The organism is Empedobacter sp. UBA7252 (assembly GCF_002472765.1).
Taxonomy (GTDB): domain Bacteria; phylum Bacteroidota; class Bacteroidia; order Flavobacteriales; family Weeksellaceae; genus Empedobacter; species Empedobacter falsenii_B.
Window position 1 is genome coordinate 5,678 of the sequence record NZ_DKSQ01000039.1, and the last position, 2,175, is coordinate 7,852.

A 2,175-nucleotide genomic window follows, 5' to 3' on the forward strand; every position below is an offset into this window, starting at 1 on the left:
AGGAAAAAAATATATTTTACAAAAAATAAACACGCACGTTTTTCCTCAACCAGAAGTAATTTCGAACAATATTGACATCATTTCTCGCCATCTAAAAGCAAAGAATTATCAAAATTCGGTAATCGAAATTGTAAAAGATTTGCAAGGAAATTTATTAGCAAAAGAAGATAGAGAAACTTGGAGAATGACTTCTTTTATTCCAAATTCTATTTGTTTTGAGAAAGTGGAATCTGCGGAACAAGCGTATGAAGCGGCGAAAACAATTAGTGAATTTCATTCGTATTTGTTAGATGTTAATGTTGATGAAATTTATCCTTCGATTGTCGGGTTTTTAGATTATCATAAACGTGTAAATGATTTCAAAAATGCATTGAAAAATGCTTCAACAGAGCGTTTAGAAGAAACGAAAGAAGAAGTTGCTTATATTTTGGATAATCTGTATCAAGTTGAAAAGTATTTAGAAATAGATTTCCCAAAGCGTGTCGTTCATGCTGATGCTAAAATCAGTAATTTCTTATTTAATAATGATAATCATTCGCAAGCAATCGCTGTGATAGACTGGGATACAATAATGCCAGGGAATATTTTGTGCGATTTTGGAGATATGATTCGTACATACGCAAACCTGAAAGCTGAAGACGATCCTAATCCTGAAAAATTGTTTGAACCTGATTATTATAAAGCGGTTAAAAATGGGTTTTTAGAACATTTAAAATATGATTTACAACCAATAGAGATCGAAAATATGGATTTTGTTGCGTATATTGTGATTTATATTCAGGCGGTTAGATTTTTGGCAGATTATTTAGAAAACGATATTTATTATTCGATTTCTTATCCAAAACAAAATCTAAATCGTACGATTAATCAAATCAATTTATTAAAAGCATTAACAAAATTTCATGAAGAAAATTCGGTTCGAAAAATATAAACCTACAGATTTTAATAACTTTTTTAAACTTGTTCAGGACGACGAAGTGATGAAATATATCTCTGGAAAAGGTTTGAATGAAGAGCAAGCAAATCACAAATTTACATCAATCTTAGAAAAAGGTAGCGTTAACGAAAACCTTGGTTTTTTTAAGGTTTATGACGAAAACGACACACTTTTAGGTGATTGTAAATTGGTGTATAACAAACATATCGAAAATTCACTTGAAATAGGTTATTTATTGAAAAAAGAATTTTGGAGAAAAGGTTTTGGATCAATGATTTGCGAACATTTATTAGCAGAATCAAAAGAAAAATTTCCTGATTTGCAAGTAATGGCTGTCATCGATCCTGATAATGTTGCTTCAAGAAAGTTGTTAGAAAAGTTTAATTTTGAATCGTATTGGAAAGGCATCGAAAATGATTTGCCTACAGAAAAATTGCTTTTAAAAGAGAAATGATACGAGTAAAAGATGTCGCTTTGGCGATAGAAGAAATAGCGCCTTTGGCGTATGCAGAGGATTTTGACAATGTTGGATTGCTAGTTGGTGATTACAATAATGAGGTAACAGAGATCTTGGTAACGTTGGACACAACACCAGAAGTTGTGGAAGAAGCGATTGAGAAAAATTGTAATTTGATTGTGAGTTTTCATCCAATTATTTTTTCTGGTTTAAAGAAATTGAACGGAAAAAATTATGTTGAAAAAGCTGTGATGACAGCAATCAAAAATGGAATTAATATTTATGCAACGCATACAGCTTTAGATAATTCGAAAGTTGGAGTTAATTTCAAAATTTCTGAACAATTAGCTTTATTGAATACGAAAATTCTTATTCCAAAATTGCAAACTATCAAACAATTAATTACCTATGTACCAACAGAACATGCTGAGCAATTGAAATTTGCGTTGTATGAAGCGGGTGCAGGAAAAATTGGGAATTATGATTCGTGTGGTTTTGCGATAGAAGGCGAAGGAAATTATCGACCAACTGCTGGTGCAAATCCGTTTATTGGCGAAATAGGGAAATTGGAAGCAGTAAACGAAACGCGAATAGAGGTTATTGTTCCGCAACATTTGGAAGGTGATGTGATGAATGCTTTGTTCAAAAATCATCCGTACGAAGAAGTTGCTTATTCTGTTATTTCGTTGAATAATCAAAATAATTATATTGGAATTGGAATGATTGGAGAGTTGGAAAATGAAATGGAAGAACTCGATTTTTTCAATTATCTAAAAACTCA

Annotated in this window: 3 protein-coding genes; all 3 read left to right on the forward strand. The window is 31.4% G+C overall.

Features of this window, described 5'->3' with window-relative positions:
- A partial coding sequence (locus B2X73_RS05235) for a phosphotransferase enzyme family protein (protein ID WP_291095916.1) occupies positions 1-931 on the forward strand: 931 nt, incomplete at its 5' end.
- Complete coding sequence (locus B2X73_RS05240; RefSeq protein ID WP_115000896.1) at positions 903-1,391, forward strand: GNAT family N-acetyltransferase; 489 nt, start codon at positions 903-905, stop codon at positions 1,389-1,391. The genes B2X73_RS05235 and B2X73_RS05240, both read left to right, overlap by 29 nt.
- Positions 1,388-2,175 (forward strand): YqfO family protein (locus tag B2X73_RS05245; protein WP_414647158.1); only part of this gene is annotated, 788 nt, incomplete at its 3' end. The genes B2X73_RS05240 and B2X73_RS05245, both read left to right, overlap by 4 nt.